Below are 16,508 nucleotides of genomic sequence, written 5' to 3'. Positions count from 1 at the left end.
ATGGCAGATAATATCTTAAGTCAACGATTTGATAAAAGTGCGATGACAGAAGAAGAAAAACGTCAAACGAATAAAGAAATTAAAAAGCAGATTATCGTTTTTGCTTTAATGATTTTCCTTACAATCATGTCGTTTTTAGCTGTCGGTGCAGACTTTATTCCACGCTCTTTTGCGATACCGTTCATTCTTCTTTTAGCGGTCATTCAGTTTGCTCTTCAGCTGATTTTCTTCATGCATTTGAAGGATAAAGATCATGCTTGGGCTACTGCTTTTATGATTACTGGAATTTTTGTTACGATGCCAACAATTGCAGCATTAATGTTATTAATTGGTGTTGTTAAATACTAATTATAAACAAAGAAAGAACGGCTCTCGTCAATAGATGGGAGCCGTTCTGTTTTGTTCATCAGATTGTAAAAAGCTGCTTTAGGTGCTATCGTTATCGATCATGTATAATAGAATTGAATAGCAGAGATTAATTAATAGTAGTTTCAAAAAAGGAGTGACTAGATTGAATCAAGATACAACGCAGCACGCACATACAAAGCGAAATTATAAGCCTGCAATCATTATTATCACGATTATTGTAAACGGGATTGTCATCCTCTTATCTGGATTACCAGGTGTAGAAAATTTTAATGCTTTTGATATAACGATTTTGCCGATGATGAATGCCATTTTTAATAGCTTTACGTTTCTTTTTTTAGTTGGTGCTTTAGCTGCTATTCTTAAGAAAAATGTGACAGTGCATCGCCGATTTATTTATGCTGCATTTACTTCAACAACGTTATTTCTTGTAACATATGTTGCGTACCATTTCCTTTCTGAATCTACGCCATATGGCGGTTCAGGGTTTATGGCTGGCTTATATTATTTTATTCTAATTACCCATATTGTTCTTGCGGCGATTATTGTTCCACTTGCGCTGACGTCAGTTGCTCGCGCTTGGAATATGGAAAATGAGCGCCATCGTAAAATTGCACGCTGGACAATGCCGATATGGTTGTATGTAAGTATTACAGGTGTTATTGTTTACCTTATGATTTCACCTTATTATTAATACAAAAAAGGCTGGTCAAATTTTGACCAGCCTTTTTGAGTACCGCTTTATATTTTAAAATTCATTTTAATTATGCCAGCTTCTTTTGCAGAAGTAAAAGCAATAACAATTAATGGTCCAATAACGAAGCCCATTATACCGAAAAATACTAAACCAAGATACATCGCAATCAACGTTGCTAAAGGAGATAAGCCAATTTGCTGTCCCATCACTTTTGGTTCTACTGTACGACGAATGATAAGTAACACAGCAGCAAGAATCAGTAGCTGTGTCCCAGTTGACACATCACCCACGATTAATTGGAAAATAGCCCAAGGAGCTAATATGACAATTGATCCAATCAATGGAATAAAATCAATAATCCAAATGATAAATGACATTAATAGCGCAACTTCAGGATCAATGAACAATAATCCAATTAAAGACACGATAAAAATAATGATACTTACTAAAAACTGTGCTTTGAAGAAGCCCCATATGACAAACGTTAGTCGTGCAGTCATAAAATTGACTTTCTCCTTTGTTTTCTCTGAAAAGAATGTGTATAATTTTTGTTTTAAAGAAGGTAGTTCTAGCATGAATAAAAATAAAGCAATTAAATAAACAATAAAAGTAACGAAATAACCAGGGATACTTGAGATGATAGAAGCCACATCATTGATTAAATTCCGATCACTTATCGTTGCACGCATTTCGTTTAATGCTTGTGTTACTTGAAAATTAATCTCTTGTACAAGGTCAGGTGGTAGATTTTCAAATTCACTTTCAAGGTTTCGTTGAAAATTGAGCCATGCACGATTTAAATCGTTTATGTATTGTGGTAAATTCTCAATAATCAGTGTTCCCTGTGTTACTGCTTGGGTCGTAAGATAGTAACCTGTAAATCCGATGAAACAGACAAATAAGGTAAAGACAATCAAGACGGCAATATGTCGTTTTATTTTCACTCGTTTATGGAGAGCATGAACAGCGGGTGATAAAAAAAGTGCGGTCACCAAGGCTGTAATAAGCGGAATCGATACTGGTAAAATAAAATAGGCTGCAGCCAAAATTACAATAAGGGAAAGCAAGAGGATAAATGTTCGTTTTTTCAATAGTGCTGCCAATTTGAGACTCCTTTCTCTTACACATAAATACTATCTTTATTATAGTACGTCGACAAACGAATGAACAGATTAAACACTTTTTATTTTGCAAGACGTTCACATTTCTGTCTCCTCTTACTTCAACCTTTTTCTGACATTTTGTGTTATAATCGTTCGGTAATAAAGTTGGGTAAGTAAAACAAACAAGGAGCGTTTCTTAATGAAAAAAATGAATTTAGTTTTTACCTTAACAGTGATTATGTTACTAATGGTAGCCTGCAGTTCAGCAGAACCACAACAGTTAACTGAGATAGAAGGTCCTGAGGCAGAAGAAGTAAAATTATTTGTTAAATCCTATAAGGAACTTATGGTAGAAGCGGTTAATACGGGTGATTTTAATCCACTTGAACCTTATTTAATTACTAATAATAGCTTCTATCATTCATTAAGACGTTATGCTAGTGATTTACATGATGAAAAAGCTACAAAAGAACTCATTTCATTTGAGGTTGAGTCTGTTTATAAAGATGAAATAGATGAGCTTTTCGTCGATGCAAAAGAAAAAGTAATCATTCACGAAAAACGAGGCGACGATACAATTGAGCGAAATGTTCGCTTTGAACTAGTTCGTGGTGAGGATGATTCATTACGAATTGTGACAATTAAACAAAGATAATAAGACAATGAGGATGATCATCCTCATTGTCTTATTTCAAGTCATAGATTAATTTGATTCAAGATTTTTCTTAAGAAGTTCAAGTTTATTGTTGCATTTATCAACGATTGGTTTAGGGAACGTTTCTCCCTCGTATTCAACACCGTGTGGATAATAATGCTTACCAAGAATTGGAGTCATTAGCTTAACGATTGTATCATCTTTAGGGATATCACCTTTTATCGCGTATGCAGGAACACGAAGATAATAAATGTCCCCTTGATTCACGATTTTATAATCAAACATTACACGCTCATAGTCCCATTGACCTGCATGGACCAAACCAATCGATTCTGCTGCATGACGAAGTGTTTCAAACTTCAATTCTTTATCTGCTAGCTCAATATGATCAAACTTCACGACAAAACCGCCTCCAATTTATCTTATATGTACTCTCCTTATGATAGTATGAAAAGGCTTCAGTTGCAACGCTTTAATGATGAATGTTTTATGGAGAATGTGAAAATTCAATTGAATAAATTCAAGCAAATCATGAATCACTATGGAATTTAGTTGTCTATTATTTTTATTTCGTTTTATAGGATACATTTATTGTGATAAAGATTACACTATTAGTGGAAGGAGTTAAGCAACATGAATCCGAATGTATTGAATATGGTAGAAAGATTGAACATTTAAAAACGATGTTTAGATTTAGCTATATAGTGAATATTACCAAAAATTAATAATAAGTAAGGAGGATCAATTTGAAAAAGATGTTTGGGGTGATGATAGCGGTTGTCTTGTTAATATTTCTTGTTACATTTGAAACAACCTTTGAAGATGAAATTAAGGAACGTTTTGATCAGCCACCTATACTTTCTGAGATAATGGATAAAGACATCAATGACACTGAACCATTGTTAGATAATAAAGAAGAGTCGCCAGTTTCAGAAGAAATGACGTTATTACTAGATGAGCATGAATATTTTATTGGCATGACGGTTCAAGAAGTGATTGACGAATTTGGAGAGCCAGATAGAAAGGATCTTTCAGCATACGGATATGAATGGTGGATTTATCCGCTTTCTAAAAAGACCTATATGCAAATTGGAGTCGAAAAAGATCAAGTGGTAACGGTATTTCTAACTGGTGATATTCGTGGACAAGCTTTTTCTCTTGGTGAAACGTACCAAGCTTTAAATGAAAAGCTCTCATTTCAAGAACGAGTAGATGTAAGCACTAGTGAGGGCGTCTTTCAATTTCAGTTATCAAGTGAGGATTTAAGAATGAGGCCGCTCACCGAGCTAGATGGTCAATGGATTCAACTTTATTTTGATACGTTTACAGGTACATTATCTAGCATTCGGATGATGACAAACGACGTACTCTTGATGCAACAGCCTTATTCAGTTACCTATCGTGGTACTTTGCCAGAACGACCAGAACTATCAGCTGAACAATGGGTTGCTATTGAGGCTGGAGATGCTAGACAAATTTTTGATTTTACAAATATTATTAGAGAACGCCATGAACTAGAACCATTTAAATGGGAAGAGGATGTCGCAGGTATCGCTTATTTGCATAGCAGAGATATGAGTATTCATAATTATTTCTCTCATACATCGCCGACATACGGAGAACTAGTCGATCGTTTTGAAAATGGAGAAGTTCGTTTCAGCCTTGCGGGTGAAAATATAGCAGCAAAATATGTGGATGGTGTAGCGGCAGTAGAAGGTTGGCTCAATAGTGAAGGGCATCGTATCAATCTCTTACATGAAGAATTCACACATTTAGGAGTAGGTGTTTATCAAGATTACTATACTCAAAATTTTATGACTCCAAGATTATTTTAGAACAGGAAGGTAACAAAAGTGTCTGAGCTATGTGATTGATTTAAATAATAGACCAGACACTTTTGAGTTACCTTTTTTAGTATGTCGATCATTTCTTTGGACGCTTCATAATAAAAAATGTACCTGTCCCCATTGCGATAAGTTTTTCTTTCTCATCATAAACTTTTGCCTCAGTGACACAAAGTTGTCGCCCTTTGTTTAAAATGCTGGCGACACATCTCAAATGGCTTCCTACGCCTGGTTTAATATAATGCACATTCATTTCTGTTGTGACAGCGGCCAAGTCTGAGGATATGGACTGATTAACTAAGGAACCCATCGCTGTATCTAATAATGTTGCAGTCATTCCACCATGAACGATTTTAAGAGGATTTTCAATAAGAGGTTGAATGGGTAAAATCACTTCATAATCTCCATTTTCAAGAAAGCGAGTTTTAATCTGTGTTAATGCTGCTAAATACGTTGTGTATGTACCATTTTGCTTTTCGGAAAATCCGTTGATGATTGTTGATAACAGGTGACGCTCTTCATCAGAGGAGTTAGTAAGGAAATTCTCTACTCTTTGAAGCAATTGCTCATTCGCTACATCATTCATAGGGTGCCCTTCCTTCGTTTTTTAATAGGTTTATCTTCATCTATAATTTTAGCATAAAGGTTGAAAAATGGGCGAACTAAGGACTAGGCTTTTTTGTAAGCTATAGAGAGAAAAAGGTAGGGGGTGATGAGATGGAATCGAATGAGGAATTACATCCTTCGGTACAACAATTTAAAGAATTTATGAGGCAGCATCCATTGCTTATCAATGAAGTGAGGGAAGAGCGAAAGTCTTTACAGAATCTTTTTGAGGAATGGTCGATCCTTGGGGCAGAACATGAACAATGGCAAGCGTATAAGCAAGTAGAAACGAATCAATCAACGGATTCTTCTCAAGATACAGAGCAAGATGAACAACCTTCACAAAGTGCCACTGCTACTCTAGGGCAAATAATGTCTTTGTTAAGACGAGTAAATGTACAGGATTTACAAAATCATCTTTCTCAGTTTAGCTCAGTTTTGACAAATGTTCAAGGCGTGATTCAATCATTTCAACGCCCTAATGATCCACCGAGTCAAGGACCACAGGATCACCCATTTTCATTTTGGCGTGATTAATTGATGAAGGGTATGATCAATTTGCGTGCAGATATACAACATGTTTTATCTCAACATCCTGAGATACGTCAATATGTTCGACAGCATCCTAACTGGTATCGAAAATTGGGCCGAGACCCTAGTCAACTTTCCTTGGTAGAGAAAGAAGCAAACTATTTTTACGGCAGAACGTTTCCACAACGTGTAGAGAAGGTCCAAAATCATTTAGGTCTAGCGATGATGATGATTGAAATGTTAAAAGCAGGCCAAGCAACCGTGGCCCAAGCGTCACAAAGGAGATAACTCTTGAAAAGTCTAATCTAAGCTTGTTTGCTATCTTGAAATTAAAAAAGAGATAGCAAATGGAAGAGCTTGGCTTAGGCTTTTTACATAGAGAAGGATCTTTTGAGGAAGCCTAAATTAAATTCTTTATTAAGGGGACAAAAAGAGATGAAACGAATCACTTTCTTATTCATGATTGTCTGTTTTATACCTTTAAACACTACGTTTGCTGAAGAATCTATCATTAATCATTCGAGCCTAACGATTGCTCCCCTTCAAAGCATTGGGATTGTAAAAGTAGTAGCTAGTGATGAACAAAAACTGATTGTAAATCACAATATATTCAATCAAGAGCTCTTAATCGAATGCTTTATAAATGGTTTTCGTTTTTCAAAAGAAAAAGCCGGTACCAAGCACCAAGAAGGCGAAGGGCATCTACGGCTTTATATAGACGGAGAACATATCGGCACTCTTTATGAAGCTGCATTTGTCATTAATGGGTTGCCTAGAGGGGAACATGACATTCAAATTGCTGTTGTAAAAAATGATCGAACACCTTATGAAATGGAAGAAACCATTCACATACGTATTTAAGTTAGCCTGTTTTGAAGATATTTGTAAATACTTTTCTCTACTGAAACTCCTAATTGTTGAAAGCCTTGATTGCCAAAAAGAGTATTAAATTCTAGAAAATAAAACTTACCTCCGACTGAGACAACATCAAAGCCAGCATGATTGACACCTAGACTTCTAGCGGTTTTACGAACAAGTTCGATCGCTTCTTCAGGGATATCGTCAAATGAGATGCGAGCACCTTGAGCGACATTATTTCGAAACGTATTACGTTCATTGATTCTCCAATAGGAAGCGATGACGTCATCACCGACAAAGCAAATACGAAGATCTCGATCAATCGGTAAGTACTCTTGTACATAAAAATAAGGATTATTCTCAGCATATTCATTAAATTGCTTGTGATTTTCGATGAGAAAAACACCCTTGCCCATGGAATTACGAATTTCTTTTACGACAAAAGGAAATGGGAATTCAGCAAATACGCGATCTATATTATCATGATTGCGACCTAAAATGAGCGTTCTAGGTACATGTTCAGGACAAACACTCCATAATGCTCGTGTCACTTCAATTTTGTTAAAGCCGAGCTGAATCGATTGAATACTTGGGAATATTTCTTTTTTCATGCCATACACTAAAGCATTCACTTGCCAATTTTCAGGGAATAAACAAACATCTGCTTCATCAATTTTTTCACGCTCTTCAAACATATGCTCAGGTTTGACATATTTAATACCTGGGATACCAATTGTTCGAAATGGATTAAACGTCACAATTTTCAACTTTCATGCACCTACTTTATACAATTTCTATGCCCATTTGAGGATGGTACATAGCTGTTTTCACAATAATAGACGAATGAATTATAGTCGTACGAAGGAGGATTGTCAATGTCTGGCATGATTAAGCCATTAACCATTCGACTAGGATATGTTGCCATGAGCTTAATGCTCGAAAATGCTTCACCTTCACAGACAATTAAGGTAAAAAATCTCCAAAAAATGTTGAATAAACAAGCAGCAATAGAATCTTCCTTAAGCTTGTACAGTACCTTCAACTCATGCCAAAAATACAGATGCAGACAAAAGCTACTTTTACCTATTTAATGAAAGAAGTGTGATTCATTTCGTATCCGATATGTACATGTTATAATACATGTGAGGAGGTGTGGCTAATGCTTGCAACTATGTCAACCTATGAGTTAATAGATGAAGCGAGTGATCTCGGCCAAGCTGTTCTTCAATCCCAGCCTTTTTTAACGTATGTAATGATGAAACGAGAGCTTGAGTCTGATGGGGAAGCACAAGAGCGTATTCGTCGTTTTAATGCGATGAAAGAACACTATGAAGAAGTACAGCGTTTTGGTAAATATCACCCTGATTACGATAAAGTTTCAGCCGATATACGTAAGATTAAACGTGAGGTTGATTTATCACCGAGTGTCATTGCATTCAAAAAAGCCGAAAATGAGCTTGAATCCCTTTTGAATGAGATAAGTGGAATAATCGCAAAAGCCGTTTCTGATACAATAAAGGTACCAACAGGTAATCCTTTCTTTGATAGCATGTCTTGCAGTGGAGGCTGTGGATCTGGCGGAGGCTGTGGATGTAAATAAAGCAGGGGTGGAGCGTAACGCTTCACCCCTTTTACAATGATCCATACGAAACAAATTCATAATCAGCTTTAAACCAATGATTGCTGTTGGTAACTGAACATGCTAGACTAAAATTGAAGATGACGATAAAAGGAGTACAAACTTATGTTAGGTGCAAAGCGTCAAAGTATTTCTGTTTGGTTGACATCGTTAAAGTTTGCTAGACAACTTCGTCGATTTGGTAATGTTCATTATGTGTCGAAAAAGATGAAGTATGTGGTCTTTTACTGTGATCAGGAAAAAGTCGATGACACCATTCAGAAGTTAAGGTCATTCCATTTCGTTCGTGATGTTAAGCCATCAATGCGTCCGTTTATTGAAACAGAATTTCAAAACGCTAAACCAGATAAAGCTAAAGAATATGATTACAAGATGGGAATTTGACCAGGTGAATAGCCTGGTTTTTTAAATTGGTTAAAAGAAGAGAATAGAGGACAAAATAGTCGGGAAAGTAACGTGAGGTCCCTAAAGTACCCTATATCGCGGTTGATTATTTCGTAAAGCGAAATATACAATAGGAGGATAGGAAGTGATCAAATGGACGAATGGAAACGTAATTTACGTATATTAGTTGTCGGTCAATTTATCGTAATGGGTGCCATGACGATGATTATTCCTTTTCTTCCACTGTATTTGCAAGAACTAGGGGTTAATGACCCTAAAACGTTAAGTGTTTGGGCTGGGATTATTTTTGGAGCTAACTTTTTAACAGCCTTTTTATTCTCGCCTTTTTGGGGAAGAATGGCAGATAAATATGGCCGGAAAATGATGATTTTACGATCGGGATTTGGAATGGCCATAATTGTGAGTCTAACAGGGCTTGCAGCAGGTCCTATTTCTCTTCTTTTGCTTCGTTTGTTAAACGGAGTTGTTTCGGGTTTTATCCCAGCATCCATTGGTCTAGTATCAACTAATACCCCTAAGGAGAAAGTTGGTTATGCTCTTGGCGTTTTGCAATCCGGCGCGGTAGCAGGAGCGATTTGTGGACCTTTAATGGGTGGGGTTTTGGCACAAGCATTTGGATATAGAATGATTTTTTTCTTAACAGGAATCTGCATATTGACTGCTGCGCTTGTCGTTCTTTTCTTTGTGAAAGAACAATTTACTCCATCTCCTCAAGCAGAGAAAAAAAGTACAAAACAAGATCTCAAAACCATTACATCACACAAGCCAATCTTATCATTGTACGTTGTTATTTTCTTCATTCAACTTGCTGTGATCGGTGTAAATCCTCTTATCTCGTTATTTGTTGAAGAATTAACTCACGGGCAACATGTTGCTTTTTATGCTGGGTTAGTTATTTCAGTGATGGGATTTGCCAATATGCTTACATCACCACAGCTTGGTAAGCTTAGTGATAAACTAGGCGCTCATCACATCTTAATTTATTCGATGCTTGGTGTTGCCCTGTTTTCAATTCCACAAGCGTTTGTAACAGATATATGGCATTTAATTGTTTTGCGCTTTCTAGTTGGATTATGTCTTGGTGGATTGCTTCCAGCTGCTAATACACTGATTAGAATGCATGCCCCGCCAGGAATGGAAAGTCGTACGTATGGATTTTCAAACAGTGCGATGTATTTTGGTATGATGATTGGACCGATTATTGGGGGCTGGATAGTTGCAAATATTGGTATGAGGGGCTTATTTCTAGTTAGTGCAATCGTCTTATTAATAAATGTGGTGATTGTCAAATTAAAAGTTCTTTCTCCAGCTAGTCGAACTTTTCAAGCTGAGAAACGTCGTCGCACCCAACGAAAAAAAGTCGTCACGCATACGTAAATGTGTGGCGACTTTTTCTATCCTTCTTATTGGAGAGGTGGTAAGTACTTGTTTAAACGAAGAACACCAATTAAATATTGATAGTACAATTCTAATTCTTTAAATTGAGTTGAGTTTTTCACCTCAAGTTGATGAATCGGTAGGTTAAGCTCAGTAGCAAGCTCATTAAATAATTGGTATCGCACAGTATCTTTCACATCTGGATGGTAAATTCCTTCTAATGATAGATATAATGGCATCAATTTTCCAGGATCAGCTGGCTTTAAGATAACGATAAGGGAGCATTTCTGCTGTGAATTGATCGTTGTATCAAGTCGCAGGAGCATATGTATACGGGATTGGTTTGACCGAGCAATTTCCAGTAACTCATATAGATCAGAGTATCCCTCGCCTAACAAAATAAAGCGTTGCATCATCGCGCATCTCCTTTCTTTAAAAGAGTTCTACGTGAAAATGTAGCATGATTTATGCTTCTTGTCGAGAAAAAAACCTCACAAGGATTTCCTTGTGAGGCGCCTACACACATACGAATTTGTATGCTATTAGGCTATGGGAGAGGAGAAACCGGAGGAAGAACTTATGGGGAAACGTAAGCCTTCTCCGCGGTTGTCGTAACACTACAAGAGTGTCACTAATTGAAGTATGGTCGAATGAGGATTGATTCATACGTCAAAATAAGGAAACAATTTTTTAACGATTATTTTAGATGAATTTATAACCATGAGAAGGGCACGAACAAGGTGAATGTTTTTGTTTTTAATTTTATGATAGGATAAAGAAGAATATGGATGAAAGTAAGAAGGTGATTAAAAATGAGAGTCATATCAGGAGAAAAGCGTGGTTTACCTTTAAAAGCTGTACCTGGGGCATCAACGCGGCCAACAACAGATAAAGTAAAAGAATCAATATTTAATATGATTGGTCCTTATTTTAATGGGGGGAATGCCCTCGATTTATATGCGGGAAGTGGTGGACTTGGAATTGAAGCGTTAAGCCGTGGAATTGATCATGTCATCTTTGTCGATCAAAATCGTAAAGCAATTGAGATTGTGAAACAAAATATTGCTTTTTGTGGCTTTGAAAAGCGCGCAGAAGTGTACCGCAATGATGCGGACCGAGCTTTAAAGGCCCTTATAAAACGAGAGATTGCATTCTCGTATGTTTTTCTTGATCCACCGTATGCGAAGCAAAATCTCGTCAATGAAATTCGTATTCTTATTGATTTTGAGTTACTTACTCGTGATGGAATGATTGTGTGTGAACATGGGCGAGAGACAGCCCTTCCTGATACAATTGGTGAGGTATATAAGCAACGCGAAGAGAGTTATGGTGATACCACGATTACGATTTATACATATGAAGAACAACAATAAGAATAAGGGGGGAAGTCATTCATGGCTAGTATTGCAGTTTGTCCTGGTAGCTTCGATCCAGTAACCTATGGTCATTTAGATATTATCTCAAGGGGAGCAGCTGTTTTTGATAAAGTCATTGTAGCTGTTCTACATAATCGAAATAAGCAACCGATGTTTTCAGTTGAAGAACGTGTTGCGTTACTTCAAGAAGTAACGCAACATTTAGATAATGTTGAAATTGATTCGTTTAATGGTTTATTAATTGATTATATGAAAGAAAGAAAAGCAAATACCATTATTCGTGGATTAAGAGCGGTTTCGGACTTTGAATATGAGATGCAAGCCGCATCCATTAATAAAAAGCTCGGTCCAGAAATTGAAACTTTTTTTATGATGACAAACAATCATTACTCATATTTAAGTTCAAGCATTGTAAAAGAAGTGGCTAAATATGATGCAGATGTATCTGATATTGTGCCAGATGTTGTGGCACAAGCTCTTCGGAAAAAATTCAATAATTAACAGTACAAATAAGGCTGACTTGGCATGATAGGCAGCCTTATTTTCCTTTAGCGAGCGCTCTTGCACTTGAAATTATGATGAAGAGAATAAGCATAATCAAAGTAAAGAATGATCCATATTGAATCATGATACTCCACGTTGATTGAAACCAAGTACTTGATTGTTCTCTCAAAAATACTGGTATGACATTCCAATTATCAACTGATGCTTGCTGGTTTACATAGAGAGGCTTCCATAATAGAAATGCAAAAAAAGCTGCAAAAAAACCATGTAAAATACGAGCGATAAAAAAGGGTTTAAATCGAATGTCTGTTTCGGCTAAAATACTTGCTACTTGTGCTTGTACAGAAAAGCCACTAAAGGCCAAGAAGAAGCTTGTGACAATGACTTGTTCAAGAAGATGAACGGAAGTTGTTTGGCTAACCAATTGGGCACCTAGTGTGATCTCAAATATGCCTGAAATGAGAGGTGCACTTAATTCATTTGGTAAACGAAAAAAAGTTAGTATAATAGAAAAGAAAGAGGCGAGAATGGTCGTTATACCAACCAAGCTTAAAATCTTGTTAAATACAGAAAATAAAATAATGAATCCACCAATCATGAGTAATGTTTTCACTGAAGAGTTTACAGCATCTCCTAAAAGTTTTCCGATAGGGCGGCCATCCCGAATTCGTTCATCATGTAATAGCTTTAGAGCGTATGCAAGCCCACTATATTTTACTTTATCATGAGAACCAATAGCTTCCTCATCACGACCGTGATAGCGCATAATAAGGCCAACGACAATATTTCCTGAGTAATGGGCAAGAGCAAGTACTATTCCTAAAGCAGCATTATGAAAAAAACCAACTGCAATGGCTCCAAAAATAAACAATGGATTAGATGAATTTGTGAAGCAAACAAGACGTTCTGCTTCAATTCTTGATACTTTTTTTTCTTGGCGTAGTCGAGCTGTTATTTTAGCTCCAGCTGGATTACCAGAAGCAAGACCCATTGCCCACACAAAGCCACCTGCTCCTGGTACACGGAAAAGCGGTCGCATAAGTGGTTCGAGCAGCGCACCGATAAATGACACAACACCAAATCCGATTAAAAGTTCTGATACAATGAAAAAGGGCAATAGAGATGGAAAGACGACATCCCACCACATTTGCATACCTCTAATCGATGCATCAAGTGATTCTTTTGGAAACAACATTAATGAGGCTGCAAGCAATATGCTTGATAGGGCAAGAATTATTGTTTTTGTGATCGATAAGGGCATTGAGGGGCAACCTCCTTTATGTATCCTTGTCTACCTTATTAAAAGAAGCGTTTAGTGTAAAGATTAGGTATCAGACAAATACTAGTCCATTCATTTAACTTTATGTATACAAGCTCGGAATAGACCATATCATTTACAATGCGTGAGAAAAAAGGAGGAGAGGTGGAAATGACAAAGGAGCGTCCTACTATCGGTCTTGCTTTAGGTTCTGGAGGAGCTCGTGGCTTTGCACATGTTGGTGTATTAAAAGCACTTGAAAAAGAAGGAATACCTATTGACTTCATTGCCGGAAGTAGTATGGGTGCTCTTGTCGGTAGTTTATATGGGGCTGGACAAACAATTGAAAATCTTGAACGATTTGCCGCATTATTTCGCAGGAAATATTATGTTGATTTTATTGTGCCAAAGCTTGGCTTTGTTGCTGGACATAAGGTAAAGGAATTAATACGCTTACTTGCAAAAGGAAAGAAAGTAGAAGAATTAAGTCCACCTGTTGCTATTGTTGCTACTGATATAAAAAAAGGAGAGCGGGTCGTAATCAAAGAAGGTGATGTCGCGACAGCTATAAGGGCAAGTATTGCAATACCTGGTATTTTTGTACCTGAAAAATGGAATGATCGCTTACTTGTTGATGGAGGGGTCATTGACCGTGTTCCTGTTTCTGTTGTGAAGCAAATGGGAGCTGATATTACGATTGCTGTTGATGTCTCTTATTTTCGAACCGAGCCAGAATTACACACGATATATGATGTAATTATGCAAAGTATGGATATTATGGGTCGTGAGATGGTACGTTATCAAGAAATTGATAGTTCTGTCATGATTCGTCCGATCTTGAAACATTCTAGTTCGCTTGCTTTTTCCGAGGTTGACAGCCTTATTAAATGTGGTGAAGAAGCAACTCTTGAACAAATTAGTATGATCAGACGTTGTATAGCAGCCTGGGAGGAGAACAATCATGCCAACAAGAGTAAAAACAAAGGTTAAAAAGAGATGGATTATTCTTGTGATCATCTTACTTTTTTTACAATTTTATCAATTGCCATATTATTATTCTCAACCAGGAGGAGCTCTCGTATTAGAAGATGTGATAGAGGTTGAGAATGGCTATAAAGAAAAAGGTTCATTTATGTTAACGACCGTACAAATGGGAAAAGCGAACCTCTTCTTTTACGCTTGGGCACAATTAAGTCCGTATCGCATGCTCTTTCCAGAGGAGCAACTTCGTTTTGAAGGAGAGACTGATGAAGAATACCATCATCGTCAGATTATGGCGATGACAAGCTCCCAAGAGACGGCTAAAATTGTGGCTTATGAAAAAGCAGGAAAACCTGTTGAATTCGAATATAAAGGAGTACTTGTGACCACTCTTATTGAAGGAATGCCTGCGGCCGATGTATTAGAACCTGGTGACCATATCGTTGAAATTGAGGGAGAGCCAGTGCAAACAGCAGAGGAATTAATTGAACGTTTGCAAAGTGAAACAGAATCAGATACGGTTCAATTAACAGTTAACCGAGACGGTCAATTAAAAACCTTTGAGCTAGGTTTTTCTAAATTTCCAGAGTCTATTAATGCCCCAACGGGTCGGGTGGGCGTAGGTATTTCAGCTCCTGTAACAGACCGGGACATTACATTTAACCCATCTGTGGAGATAGATACAAGTCAAATTGGAGGGCCATCAGCGGGATTGATGTTTTCATTGGAAATTTATAATCAGTTGATCGAAGATGATTTAACAAAAGGATATGAAATCGCTGGTACGGGTACGATCAGCGAGGATGGAACGGTAGGACCGATTGGCGGAGCAGGTCAAAAAGTCGTTGCCGCGGACCAAGCAGGGGCTGATTATTTCTTCGCCCCAAATCAAGAAGGAGCTCAAGACTCGAACTATCAAGAAGCACTAGCAGCTGCAGAAGATATTGGGACAGAAATGGAAATCATACCTATTGATTCATTTGATGAAGCATTAGCATTTTTAGAGTCATTACCGCTAAAGCCATAAAAAAGATGACAAAAAGGATCTTGTCAGATTATGACAGATCCTTTTCATTATGACTTTTTAAGTGATTGCATGCGAAAAGGTGGTTGATTAAATTCTTGCTTCATTTGTAACCCACGTATAGCAGGAGAAAGTGGGGTAAAATAAACATTTGTTGCTCGCTCTTCTATCACCGCCATTATCCCCTCTGCTTTTGCAACTCTTGTAATAAGAGAGGTTTGACGGTGCTTTTTTGTCTGATTTAAGAAAGCTTGTCCTTTATCGCTCATTCCAAGTAAACGAATGTAAGGAAGTGATTCGGTAGAAAGCCCTTCTTCGATCTCTTCCTTTGTTGTATTCGTTAAAATGTGAGTAGCAAGGCGTTGTAAGCGAGTCCATGTATAACGCTTTGTTTTCATTTTTTCCATCCATTCTTGGAAGGATGTGGCGGTTTGCATCATCTCTTTCGCACGAAACTCTAGCCCTTCCTCACATTCATAGATTGACTGAAGTTGTTTAGCGGAACTAGACATGACTTTATAATGAAGGAATGGATAATAATGCTCCCAATCATGTAGCATTAAATTTGATTTTATATACTCTTCTAGAAGGAGGGAGCTCGATGTTGGCATAACGTGTGTAGTTTTGCTTAGCCCGTTCTCCTTTTTTAACATTTGTCGTATACTCGTTGCACTAGCTATTGAAGAAGCTGGGACATCTTGATCATGGTAATGAGCTTGACGACGATGTGTTGTGGATACGTTGATTTTTCGTTTGCCTTCATGTACTGCTTTCACATAATGATAGCCAAGAATGTTATTAGGCTCATTGAGTGCTAGCATATTTGGTTGGAGATGCAACTGCTTAAATGCTTCTGCTGTAGCTCGTGGGTAACTAAAGCCTTTTTTTAAAAAGTTTTTCACATGCTCATCAAAGGCAAGGTTTTTTTCTTTCATCGCCTTAAAGAGTTCTACAAAATCATTAATTCGACCAGATTCACTGCCAAAATTAATAGAGTCTACTCCCATTTCGGTTAAAATCAACACAGCACCTTTAGCAAATAGTTCTGCTTTTTGGGTAGAATAGAGATAGGGGAGTTCAACAACGACATCAACTCCACCAGCTAAGGCCATTTTTGTTCTTTGCCATTTTGAAACAATCGCTGGCTCGCCTCGCTGCAAAAAGGATGCACTCATAACAGCAATGACAATATCGGAATTTGTTTCCTTACGCGCTTGCTGAACATGATAGAGATGACCATTATGGAATGGGTTATATTCTACGACAATACCAACAGCTTTCATG

General features: G+C 37.3%; 22 protein-coding genes. 15 read left to right on the top strand and 7 right to left on the bottom strand.

Annotated elements, in window-relative coordinates:
* A complete protein-coding gene (locus IQ10_RS11565) occupies positions 1-348 on the top strand; it encodes a cytochrome C oxidase subunit IV family protein (RefSeq protein WP_144450676.1) in 348 nt (115 codons plus the stop codon).
* Between the two features lie 163 nt (positions 349-511).
* Positions 512-1,060, top strand: coding sequence for a DUF420 domain-containing protein (locus tag IQ10_RS11560; RefSeq protein WP_144450675.1), 549 nt, complete (start codon positions 512-514; stop codon positions 1,058-1,060).
* A 47-nt stretch (positions 1,061-1,107) separates the two neighbouring features.
* Here IQ10_RS11560 and ytvI read toward each other — a convergent pair whose 3' ends face one another.
* Positions 1,108-2,166, bottom strand: coding sequence for a sporulation integral membrane protein YtvI (gene ytvI, locus IQ10_RS11555; protein WP_144450674.1), 1,059 nt, complete (start codon positions 2,164-2,166; stop codon positions 1,108-1,110).
* Positions 2,167-2,365: 199 nt separating this feature from the next.
* Between ytvI and IQ10_RS11550 the strand changes: the two genes are divergently transcribed.
* Positions 2,366-2,821 carry a TcaA NTF2-like domain-containing protein gene (locus IQ10_RS11550; protein WP_144450673.1) on the top strand — a complete coding sequence of 152 codons (456 nt, stop codon included), beginning with the start codon at positions 2,366-2,368 and terminating at the stop codon, positions 2,819-2,821.
* Between the two features lie 48 nt (positions 2,822-2,869).
* Here the strand turns inward: IQ10_RS11550 and IQ10_RS11545 are convergent, their stop codons facing one another.
* Positions 2,870-3,220, bottom strand: coding sequence for a YugN family protein (locus IQ10_RS11545; protein ID WP_144450672.1), 351 nt, complete (start codon positions 3,218-3,220; stop codon positions 2,870-2,872).
* A 356-nt stretch (positions 3,221-3,576) separates the two neighbouring features.
* On the opposite strand from IQ10_RS11545, the gene IQ10_RS11540 reads away from it, so the two are divergent.
* Positions 3,577-4,656, top strand: a complete 1,080-nt coding sequence (locus IQ10_RS11540) for a CAP domain-containing protein (RefSeq protein WP_242009825.1) — start codon at positions 3,577-3,579, stop codon at positions 4,654-4,656.
* An 88-nt stretch (positions 4,657-4,744) separates the two neighbouring features.
* Here IQ10_RS11540 and IQ10_RS11535 read toward each other — a convergent pair whose 3' ends face one another.
* Complete coding sequence (locus IQ10_RS11535; protein ID WP_144450670.1) at positions 4,745-5,251, bottom strand: PaaI family thioesterase; 507 nt, start codon at positions 5,249-5,251, stop codon at positions 4,745-4,747.
* Between the two features lie 131 nt (positions 5,252-5,382).
* On the opposite strand from IQ10_RS11535, the gene IQ10_RS11530 reads away from it, so the two are divergent.
* The 3 genes from IQ10_RS11530 (at position 5,383) to IQ10_RS11520 (ending at position 6,663) form a co-directional block, all read left to right on the top strand.
* On the top strand, positions 5,383-5,808 hold the full coding sequence (locus tag IQ10_RS11530; protein ID WP_144450669.1) for a YlbD family protein: 426 nt from the start codon (positions 5,383-5,385) through the stop codon (positions 5,806-5,808).
* A gap of 3 nt (positions 5,809-5,811) precedes the next feature.
* Positions 5,812-6,090: a YlbE-like family protein gene (locus IQ10_RS11525; protein ID WP_242009815.1), complete on the top strand. Its 279-nt coding sequence runs from the start codon at positions 5,812-5,814 to the stop codon at positions 6,088-6,090.
* Positions 6,091-6,237: 147 nt separating this feature from the next.
* Positions 6,238-6,663 carry a hypothetical protein gene (locus IQ10_RS11520; RefSeq protein WP_144450668.1) on the top strand — a complete coding sequence of 142 codons (426 nt, stop codon included), beginning with the start codon at positions 6,238-6,240 and terminating at the stop codon, positions 6,661-6,663.
* Here the strand turns inward: IQ10_RS11520 and IQ10_RS11515 are convergent.
* Positions 6,660-7,427, bottom strand: a complete 768-nt coding sequence (locus IQ10_RS11515) for an ATP-grasp domain-containing protein (RefSeq protein ID WP_144450667.1) — start codon at positions 7,425-7,427, stop codon at positions 6,660-6,662. The two genes, IQ10_RS11520 and IQ10_RS11515, sit on opposite strands and share 4 nt — an antisense overlap.
* A gap of 108 nt (positions 7,428-7,535) precedes the next feature.
* Between IQ10_RS11515 and IQ10_RS11510 the strand changes: the two genes are divergently transcribed.
* The 4 genes from IQ10_RS11510 (at position 7,536) to IQ10_RS11495 (ending at position 10,081) form a co-directional block, all read left to right on the top strand.
* Complete coding sequence (locus IQ10_RS11510) at positions 7,536-7,751, top strand: hypothetical protein (RefSeq protein WP_144450666.1); 216 nt, start codon at positions 7,536-7,538, stop codon at positions 7,749-7,751.
* 68 nt (positions 7,752-7,819) lie between these two features.
* Positions 7,820-8,260, top strand: coding sequence for a YlbF/YmcA family competence regulator (locus tag IQ10_RS11505; RefSeq protein ID WP_144450665.1), 441 nt, complete (start codon positions 7,820-7,822; stop codon positions 8,258-8,260).
* Between the two features lie 144 nt (positions 8,261-8,404).
* On the top strand, positions 8,405-8,683 hold the full coding sequence (locus IQ10_RS11500) for a YlbG family protein (protein ID WP_144450664.1): 279 nt from the start codon (positions 8,405-8,407) through the stop codon (positions 8,681-8,683).
* A 153-nt stretch (positions 8,684-8,836) separates the two neighbouring features.
* Complete coding sequence (locus IQ10_RS11495) at positions 8,837-10,081, top strand: MFS transporter (protein WP_144450663.1); 1,245 nt, start codon at positions 8,837-8,839, stop codon at positions 10,079-10,081.
* Positions 10,082-10,107: 26 nt separating this feature from the next.
* Here the strand turns inward: IQ10_RS11495 and IQ10_RS11490 are convergent, their stop codons facing one another.
* Positions 10,108-10,497, bottom strand: a complete 390-nt coding sequence (locus IQ10_RS11490; RefSeq protein ID WP_144450662.1) for a DUF7147 family protein — start codon at positions 10,495-10,497, stop codon at positions 10,108-10,110.
* 396 nt (positions 10,498-10,893) lie between these two features.
* Between IQ10_RS11490 and rsmD the strand changes: the two genes are divergently transcribed.
* Positions 10,894-11,454 (top strand): 16S rRNA (guanine(966)-N(2))-methyltransferase RsmD, encoded by a 561-nt coding sequence (gene rsmD, locus IQ10_RS11485; protein ID WP_144450661.1) that lies wholly within the window; start codon positions 10,894-10,896, stop codon positions 11,452-11,454.
* Between the two features lie 21 nt (positions 11,455-11,475).
* Positions 11,476-11,958, top strand: coding sequence for a pantetheine-phosphate adenylyltransferase (gene coaD, locus IQ10_RS11480; RefSeq protein ID WP_144450660.1), 483 nt, complete (start codon positions 11,476-11,478; stop codon positions 11,956-11,958).
* Positions 11,959-11,995: 37 nt separating this feature from the next.
* Here the strand turns inward: coaD and ylbJ are convergent, their stop codons facing one another.
* Positions 11,996-13,222 carry a sporulation integral membrane protein YlbJ gene (gene ylbJ, locus IQ10_RS11475; RefSeq protein ID WP_144450659.1) on the bottom strand — a complete coding sequence of 409 codons (1,227 nt, stop codon included), beginning with the start codon at positions 13,220-13,222 and terminating at the stop codon, positions 11,996-11,998.
* 168 nt (positions 13,223-13,390) lie between these two features.
* On the opposite strand from ylbJ, the gene IQ10_RS11470 reads away from it, so the two are divergent.
* Both IQ10_RS11470 and IQ10_RS11465 read left to right on the top strand, forming a co-directional pair.
* Positions 13,391-14,209, top strand: coding sequence for a patatin-like phospholipase family protein (locus tag IQ10_RS11470; RefSeq protein WP_144450658.1), 819 nt, complete (start codon positions 13,391-13,393; stop codon positions 14,207-14,209).
* Positions 14,181-15,227, top strand: coding sequence for a SepM family pheromone-processing serine protease (locus IQ10_RS11465; RefSeq protein ID WP_144450657.1), 1,047 nt, complete (start codon positions 14,181-14,183; stop codon positions 15,225-15,227). The genes IQ10_RS11470 and IQ10_RS11465 overlap by 29 nt, the downstream gene beginning before the upstream one ends.
* A gap of 47 nt (positions 15,228-15,274) precedes the next feature.
* Here the strand turns inward: IQ10_RS11465 and IQ10_RS11460 are convergent, their stop codons facing one another.
* Complete coding sequence (locus IQ10_RS11460; RefSeq protein ID WP_144450656.1) at positions 15,275-16,507, bottom strand: nucleotidyltransferase; 1,233 nt, start codon at positions 16,505-16,507, stop codon at positions 15,275-15,277.
* Between the last annotated feature and the right edge of the window lies 1 nt (position 16,508).

Source organism: Halalkalibacter nanhaiisediminis (assembly GCF_007830185.1).
In the GTDB taxonomy this organism is placed as follows: Bacteria; Bacillota; Bacilli; order Bacillales; family Bacillaceae_D; genus Halalkalibacter; species Halalkalibacter nanhaiisediminis.
The sequence above is the reverse complement of the archived record's forward strand: the minus strand, read 5'-3'. Positions and strand labels throughout refer to the sequence as shown.